We start from the raw sequence: 6995 nt of genomic DNA on the forward strand, positions 1-6995 counted from the left end.
CCGCTTGCGCCCCAGCTCCAGCGTAGAGGCTCTTGAGCGTGTCCGGCGCTGCGCGCGCCAGGTGCTTGCCCACGGGCGTGGAGACCGGTGAAGGTTGATCTTGCGCACGCGTCGCATCGTCGAGCCACACGTCCACCACCTCGGGCGTCTTCTCGCGCGAGGCGGTGACGATGTTCAGCACGCCCGGCGGCACCCCGGCCTCGTGGGCGAGCAGCACCAGGGCCAGGGACGTGAGGGGCGTGTCCTCGGCGGGCTTGCAGACCACGGTGCAGCCGGCGGCCAGGGCCGGGGCGATCTTGCGGGCGATCATCGCGGCGGGAAAGTTCCACGGGGTGATGGCGGCCACCACGCCCACGGGCTCCTTCAGGGCGAACATGCGCCGGCCGGGCACGGGGGCGGGGATGACCTCGCCGTTCATGCGCGTGGCCTGTTCGCCGAACCATTCGATGTAGCTGGCGGCGTAGGCCACCTCGCCCTTGCCCTCGGCCAGGGGCTTGCCCTGCTCCAGGGAGATCAGGGCGCCCAGGTCGTCCTGGTGGGCCAGCACCAGATCGTTCCAGCGCTTGATGATGGCCGCGCGCTGCTTGGCGGGCACCTGGCGCCAGGAAGGAAAAGCGGCATGGGCGGCTTCCAGCGCGGCCCGGGCCTCGGGGGCGCCGGAGTCGGGCACCTCGGTGATCACGGTGCCGGTGGCGGGGTCGGTCACGGGCAGCCGCGCGCCGGGGCCGGGGTGCCAGTGCCCTGCAATGAAGTTGGCGCTGCGGATCAGGTCGGGGCGGTGGAGGGTCAGGGGCAGGGTCAGGGGCATGGCAAGGACAGAATGGGATTTGAATGAAATCGGGCTCCAGTGCAAATGACACTAGGGCATCGTGCTACAAATTCAATAGCAAAAGGAATGACGGGGCCGATGGGCTAGCGCCTGGCGATGCACGCGGCGATGGCCTCACCCACCTGCGTGGTGTTGGCCGTGCCCCCTAAGTCCGGCGTCTTCGGCCCGGTCTTGATGACCTCCTCGATCGCCGCCACGATGGCATCGTGCGCCTGCCGTCCTGCGCCCTGGCCTTGCGTCAGAAAGTCCAGCATCAGCGCGCCCGACCAGATCATGGCGATGGGGTTGGCGATGTTCTGGCCGTAGATGTCCGGCGCCGAGCCGTGCACGGGCTCGAACAGGCTGGGGAAGGTGCGCTCGGGGTTCAGGTTGGCCGAAGGCGCCAGGCCAATGGTGCCGGTGGTGGCGGGCCCCAGGTCGGAGAGGATGTCGCCGAACAGGTTGGTGGCGGCCACCACGTCGAAGCGCCCGGGCTGCAGCACGAAGCGGGCGGTGAGGATGTCGATGTGCTGCTTGTCCAGCGTGACCTCGGGGTAGGCCTTGGCAACGTCGTCGGCGCGGGCGTCCCACCAGGGCATGCTGATGGCGATGCCGTTGCTCTTGGTGGCGAGGGTCACGTGCTTTTTGGCGCGGCTTTGGGCCAGGTCGAAGGCGAACTTCAAGAGGCGGTTGGCGCCGTGGCGCGAGTAAACCGATTCCTGGATGACGATCTCGCGGTCGGTACCCTCGTACATGATGCCGCCCAGCGACGTGTATTCGCCCTCGGTGTTCTCGCGAACGACGAAGTAGTCGATGTCGCCGGGCTTCCTGCCGGCCAGGGGGCACGGCACGCCTTCAAAGAGCCGCACGGGGCGCAGGTTGATGTACTGGTCGAACTCGCGGCGGAACTTGAGCAGCGAGCCCCACAGGGACACGTGGTCGGGCACGGTGGCGGGCCAGCCGACGGCGCCGAAGAAGATGGCGTCCACGCCGGCGAGCTGGGTTTTCCAGTCGTCGGGCATCATTTTTCCGTGGGCGGCGTAGTAGTCGCAGCTGGCCCAGTCGATGGTGCGGCATTCCAGCTCGAAGCCGAAGCGCTCGGCGGCGGTCTGGATGGCCCGCAGGCCTTCGGGCATGACTTCCTTGCCGATGCCGTCGCCGGGGATCACGGCGATGCGGAAGATGGGGTGCATGGGGTGTCTCCGGTAGGGATCGCCTGTTTGTCAGGCCGCGGCGGCCAGCACGGCCGGTGCGCCGGCCCTCTCCTCCAGCCAGCCCTGGCGCAGCTCGGGCACCGAGCGCGCCAGCAGTTCGTAATACGGGTGGTGCGGCCCGCGGTCGTAGTCGGCGCGCGCCACCTGCGCGAGTTTGCGGCCGTGCTGCATGACGACGATCTCGTCGCACACGGAGCGCACGGTGTGCAGGTCGTGGCTGATGAAGAGGTACGACACGCCCAGCTCGCGCCGCAGCTCAGCCATCAGGTCGAGCACGGCGGCGCCCACCACGGTGTCGAGGGCGGAGGTCACTTCATCGCACAGGATCAGGTCGGGGTCGGCCGCGAGCGCGCGGGCTAGGTTGACCCGCTGCTTCTGCCCGCCCGACAGGCCGCCGGGCAGGCGATCCGCCACGCTGTGCGGCAGCTTGACCAGGTCGAGCAGCTCGCGGATGCGCCGCTGCAGCGCCTCGCCCTTCAAGCCTTTGTAGAACTGCAGCGGCCGGGCCAGGATGCGCTCGATGGTGTGCGAGGGGTTGAGGGCGGTGTCGGCCATCTGGAACACGATCTGGATGCGGCGCAGCTCTTCCTTGGTGCGGGCGCCCAGCGTGGTCTTGAGCTCCGAGTTGCCGAACAGCATGGTGCCGTGCCAGGGCTGGATGAGCCCGGCGATGGCGCGCGCCAGCGTGGTCTTGCCCGAGCCCGATTCGCCGATGACGCCGATGGCCTGGCCGCGGTAGAGCTTGATGTTGATGTCTTCCAGGATGAGCGAGGCGGGGCGGCCGGTGGCATCCACCGGGCCGTAGCCGGCGGACAGGTCGCGCACATCCAGCAGCAGCTCGCCCTCGCCCCGGCAGTGCTCGGCCACGCGCGGCGTGGGGCGCGCGGCGGCCAGCAGGCACCGGGTGTACTGGTGGGCCGGGGCGGCGAGGATGTGCGCGGTGGTGTCCACCTCCTGCATCTGGCCGTTGCGCAGCACGAGGATGTGGTCGGCCATTTGCGCCACCACGGCGAGGTCGTGGCTCACGTAGACGGCGGTGGCGCGGCGTTCGCGCACCACGCGGCGAAAGGCGAGCAGCACCTCGATCTGCGTGGTCACGTCCAGCGCGGTGGTGGGCTCGTCGAGGATGACGAGGTCGGGGTCGGTGATGAGCGCCATGGCGGCCATCAGCCGCTGCAGTTGCCCGCCCGAGACCTGGTGCGGGTAGCGGTCGCCGATGGTGTCCGGATCGGGCAGCGCGAGTTCGCGGAACAGCTGCACCGCCTTGGCCTCGGCCTCGGCGCGCTTCAGGGTGCCGTGGATGCGGGTGGGCTCGACCACCTGGTCCATGATGGTGCGCGACGGGTTGAACGACGCGGCGGCGCTCTGCGCGATGTAGGCCACGGTGCGCCCGCGCAGCGCGCGCTGGGCGGCGGGCGCCAGGTGCAGCACGTCGACGTCGCCGATGCGCACGCTGCCGCCGGAGATGGTGCAGCCGTGCCGTGCGTAGCCCATCAGCGCGAGCGCTGTGGTGGTCTTGCCCGAGCCGGATTCGCCGATGAGCGCCAGCACCTCGCCGGGCGCGATGGTGAAGCTCAGCGCATCGACCAGCGTCTGGTCGCCCGCGGTGATGCTAAGGTCTTGGACGACAACGGATGCCCCCATGTTCAACGCCCTCCGCGTTCGCGGGCCGCACGGCCCGGCAGGTTGTCGATGACGAGATTGACCGCGATGGTCAGGCTGGCGATGGCCAGCGCCGGTGCGATGACCGAGGCGCCGGCGTCGGGCAGCGCGCCGATGTTCTCGCGCACCAGCGACCCCCAGTCGGCCGCGGGCGGCTGGATGCCCAGGCCCAGGAAGCTCAGGCCGGCCAGCAGCAGCACCACGTAGACGAAGCGCAGCCCCAGGTCGGCCAGCATGGGGCCCACGATGTTGGGCAGGATCTCGCGCAGCATGATGTAGAGCGTGCCCTCGCCCCGGGTGCGCGCCACGGTGACGTAGTCGAGCGCATTGATGTTGACGGCCAGCGACCGCGCGATGCGGTAGGCCCCCGGGATGTAGATGACCGCCGCCGTGGCCACCAGCATGGCGACGGACGAGCCGAAGCCGGCCACCAGGATCAGCGCGAACATCTTGCTGGGAATGGCGGTGAGGGTGTCCAGCACGCGGCTCAGAATGGTGTCCACCTTGCCGCCCATGGCGGCGGCGAACAGCGCCAGGGCCGTGCCCGTGCCGCTGGCCAGCAGGGTGGCCAGCAGGGCCACGCCCACGGTGTAGCGCGCGCCGTCGATCACGCGCGCCAGCATGTCGCGGCCCAGGTAGTCGGTGCCCAGCCAGTGTTGGGCGCTGATGGGCGCGAACACGTCGGAGCCGCCGCCCGCCTGCAGCGGGCCCGGCAGCAGCATGGGACCGGCCAGGGCGGCCAGCATCCAGCACAGCAGCACCGCCAGGCCGATCAGGCCGGAGATGCCAAAGCCCGAGAGCCAGCGGCGCACCGCGTGGCGCGGTGTGGCGGGCGGGCTGGAAGGGTGGGTCAGGGAATCCATGGGGCGGCCCTTCGGTGTGGTCAGCGGTGGCGCAGGCGCGGGTTGGCGAGGATGCCGCACACGTCGGCCGCCGTCACCAGGATCAGGTAGCCCGCGCAGAAGATCATGGCGCAGGTCTGCACCAGCGGCATGTCGCGCTGGGTCACGCCATCGACCATGAGCTTGGCGATGCCGGGGTAGTTGAAGATGGTCTCGATGATGATGACGCCGCCCAGCAGGTACGACAGCGACAGCGCCACCGCGTTGGCGATCGGCCCGATGGCATTGGGCAGCGCGTGGGCCATGACCATGCGCAGGGGCGAGGCGCCCTTCAGGCGCACCATCTCGATGTAGGGCGCCTCCAGCTGGTCGATGACGGCGGCGCGGCTCATGCGCATCATCTGCGCGACGATCACGCAGCACAGGCTGAGCACGGGCATGGCGAAGGCCCGCAGCATCTGCCCCACCGATTCGATGTCGCTCACGTAAGACAGCGCGGGCAGCCATTTGAGCTTGACGGCGAAGACCAGCACCGCCAGCGTGGCCACCAGGAACTCGGGCACGGACACCACGGCCACCGCCGCCGACGAGGCCAGGCGGTCGAACCACGAGCCGCGCCACACGGCCGAGGCGATGCCCAGGGTGAGCGCGATGGGCACCGAGAACAGCGCGGTCACGGCCGCCAGCAGCAGCGAATTGGGCAGGCGGCTGGCCACCAGCTCGCCCACCGGCATCTGCGTGGTGACCGACTGGCCCAGGTCGCCGCGCACGATGCCACCCAGCCAGCGCAGGTAGCGCAGCGGGGCCGGCACGTCCAGCCCCATCTGGGCGCGCAGCGCGGCGAGGGCCTCGACCGTGGCGTCCTGGCCCAGCTGCTCCTGCGCGGCGTCGCCCGGCAGCACGGCGGTGATCGAGAAAACGATCACCGAGACCGCCAGCAGGGACAGCAGCGCCAGCAGGATCCGCTGGACCAGGAGCTTGAGAATCACACGGTTCATGGCGCGGCGGCTTCCAGTGCTCGGTGCGTGCGGGGCGTCAGGCTTCGAGCCAGACGTGCTCGGCGAAAGAGTAGCCCATCAGGCCGCCCAGCGGAATCGGGGACAAGCCCTTGAGCTTGGTGGAATGTCCGTCGATGCTGGCCAGGAACAGCGGAATGCCGATGCCCGCCTCCTGGTGGATCATGGTCTGCATGTCGGCGTACATCTGGCGGCGTTTGGCCAGATCGGTCTCGGCGCGCGAGGCCAGCAGCAGCTGGTCGAACTGCGGGCTCTTCCAGCGCGATTCGTTCCAGGCCGCATCGGACTTGAAGAACTGCGTCAGGATGGTGTCGGCGCTGGGGCGCGGGTTCACGTTGCCAAAGCCCACCGGGCTGTTGAGCCAGTGGTTGGACCAGTAGCCGTCGGCCGGCATGCGCTTGATGTCCAGGTCCAGGCCGATGCGCTGGCCCGATTGCTGCAGCAGCAGCGCGGTCTCGGTCGAGTACATGGCGGCCGGCGAGGTGACCACGGGCACCTTGCCCGTCACACCCGACTTCTGCAGGTGGAACTTGGCCTTGTCCAGATCGAACGTGCGCTGCGGCAGGTCCTTGAAGTAGAACCGGTTGGTCGGGTCGATGGGCTGGTCGTTGGCGATGACGGCGTAGTCGAGCGCGATGCTCTTTTTCATCTGCTCGCGGTCGAACAGGTACTTCATCGCCAGGATGAAGTCGGGGTTGGCGCCCGGGCCCATGTCCTTGCGCAGGATCAGGTCGGAGTACTGGCCCGACTGCGTGGTGAAGATGGCGTAGCCGGGCGTGCCCTTGACCCGTGCCACGGCGCGCGGGTTGACCGAGGCCACCAGGTCCATGCCGCCCGACAGCAGCGCGTTCACGCGGGCGCTCTCGTCGCCGATGCCCACGAACTCGATCTCGTCCAGGTAGGGCTTGCCGGGCTTCCAGTAGGCGTCGTTGCGCACCATCAGCGACCGCACGCCGGGCTTGAACTCCTTGAGCTTGTAGGGGCCGGTGCCGATGCCGGCGTTGAAGTCGGTGGTGCCTTCCTTGACGATGTGGAAGTGGAAGGTGCCCAGGATGACCGGCAGGTCGGCGTTGGGCGCGCTCAGCTCGATGGTCACCTCGTTCGGGCCCGAGGCCTTGACGGTCTCGATCTGGTCGGCCAGCACCTTGGCCTTGGAGGCGGTGGCCGGGTCCTTGTGGCGCAGGATGGAAAACACCACGTCGGCCGGCGACAGGGCCTTGCCGTCATGGAAGGTGACGCCCTTGCGCAGGGTGAACACCCAGGTCTTGGCGTCCTGCGTGGCGGACGATTCGGCCAGCGCGGGCTGCGGCGTGAGCGAGCCGTCCAGCACGAACAGGCCGTTGTAGAGCATGGTGCCGCGCGAGTAGTCGGTCTGGTTGGACTGCTTGGCCGGGTCCAGCGTGTCGGTGGCCGCGGCGTGGCGCCGGCCACGCGGATGCGGCCGCGCGGCGGG

At 69.3% G+C, this 6995-nt stretch carries 5 protein-coding genes and 1 pseudogene; all 6 read right to left on the reverse strand.

From position 1 onward, the window contains the following. Positions 1–796: aldehyde dehydrogenase family protein (locus AC27IO_RS18235; RefSeq protein ID WP_498740051.1), on the reverse strand; the 796-nt coding region annotated here is incomplete at its 3' end. Between the two features lie 116 nt (positions 797–912). After that, positions 913–2001: a tartrate dehydrogenase gene (locus AC27IO_RS18240; protein WP_498740048.1), complete on the reverse strand. Its 1089-nt coding sequence runs from the start codon at positions 1999–2001 to the stop codon at positions 913–915. 30 nt (positions 2002–2031) lie between these two features. Next, the gene (locus tag AC27IO_RS18245) at positions 2032–3666 is read right to left on the reverse strand and encodes an ABC transporter ATP-binding protein (protein ID WP_284431444.1); all 1635 of its coding nucleotides are present in this window, start codon (positions 3664–3666) and stop codon (positions 2032–2034) included. A 2-nt stretch (positions 3667–3668) separates the two neighbouring features. Further along, entirely contained in the window at positions 3669–4547 is an 879-nt protein-coding gene (locus AC27IO_RS18250) for an ABC transporter permease (protein ID WP_498740050.1), read from the reverse strand. A 20-nt stretch (positions 4548–4567) separates the two neighbouring features. Then, positions 4568–5524 (reverse strand): ABC transporter permease, encoded by a 957-nt coding sequence (locus AC27IO_RS18255; protein WP_272568392.1) that lies wholly within the window; start codon positions 5522–5524, stop codon positions 4568–4570. 37 nt (positions 5525–5561) lie between these two features. Next, positions 5562–6995 (reverse strand): annotated as a pseudogene (locus AC27IO_RS18260) (ABC transporter substrate-binding protein); the annotation flags it as partial.

The sequence above is a fragment of the Acidovorax sp. KNOB132 genome (assembly GCF_057541515.1).